Source organism: Erythrobacter epiphyticus, from assembly GCF_034653295.1.
In the GTDB taxonomy this organism is placed as follows: Bacteria; Pseudomonadota; Alphaproteobacteria; order Sphingomonadales; family Sphingomonadaceae; genus Erythrobacter.
Genome location: NZ_JAYEEU010000039.1, coordinates 1 through 1,183, shown reverse-complemented (window position 1 = coordinate 1,183; position 1,183 = coordinate 1). Strand labels below are relative to the sequence as shown.

Below are 1,183 nucleotides of genomic sequence, written 5' to 3'. Positions count from 1 at the left end.
CGTAGAGGGAAGCAACGTGGCGCAGCACGTCGGCGGCCACTGGCGAGCTCTCGGCAAGCTCGTAGAACTTGCGGCGCACGTGCGCCCAGCAGAACGCGAGGCGGATCTGCTGGTGACGCCGGGCAAGCGCCGCATAGGCGCCATAGCCGTCGACCTGCAGGATGCCTGCAAAGCCATGGAGATGCGCTTCGGGTCGCTCGGTCTTGCGATCAGCAGCGTAGACATAGGCCACCATCGGCGGGTCACTGCCGCCCCAAGGTCGGTCATCGCAGGCATAGGTCCAGATCTGACCGGTCTTGGTCTTCCTGCGTCCCGGCTCGAGCACGGGTGCGGTGGTCTCGTCGGCGAACAGCCGCTCGGATCGTCGCAATCGCTCGAGGATGTGATCGCGCAAGGGGCGCAGATACCAGGCCGCGCGTCCGACCCAGTCGGCAAGGGTGGAGCGATCCAGTTGGATGCCCTGCCGGGCATAGATCTGAGCTTGCCGGTAGAGCGGCAGGTGATCGGCATACTTGGATACCAGCACCTGCGCGATCAGTGCCTCGGTGGGAATGCCGCCTTCGACGATCCGTGCCGGTGCCGGAGCCTGCACGACCGCGCTCTCGCACGAGCGGCAGCCATAGCGCGGGCGGCGGGTGACCAGCACGCGGAAGGTGGTGGGAACGACATCGAGGCGTTCGGCGACATCCTCGCCGATCTGGTGGAGCGCGCCGGCGCAGCACGGGCAGGCTTTATCCTCGACATCGACGACCTGCTCGATCCGCTCGAGATGGGCGGGCAACGCACCGCGGTTGGTCTTGCGCGGACGTTCGCCCTTGGCCTTGGGCAGCGCGGCATCACGCGCGGCCTGCGCGCTGCCCAGCGCGGTCTCGATATCTTCCAGCGCCAGCTCGAACTGATCGGGATCGAGCTGCTCGGACTTGCGGCCAAACCGGTGCCGCTGGAACGCTTCGATGATCGCCTGCAGGCGCTCGATCCGGGCATCGGCCTTGCCCTTGGCATCTGTGAGATCGGCCAATGCGCGGGCCTGTTCGAGGACGAGCGCGCGCAGCGCGTCAACGTCATCGGGAAGGTCCGCTTCCATCAGCATGTGTAGGTTGAATCAGTCCGCACGCACCCCGTCAAGCGGCAAGCTGGGGCGCGATCGGACGGCGTCCGCCATGCACGCGGCGCCAGTCCAGAC

Annotated in this window: 1 protein-coding gene; it reads right to left on the bottom strand. The window is 67.0% G+C overall.

Annotation, left to right across the window (positions count from 1 at the left end; genetic code table 11):
* On the bottom strand, positions 1–1,090 hold a 1,090-nt coding region (tnpC, locus tag SOQ14_RS14395; protein WP_322898796.1), incomplete at its 3' end, for an IS66 family transposase.
* Positions 1,091–1,183: the final 93 nt, after the last annotated feature.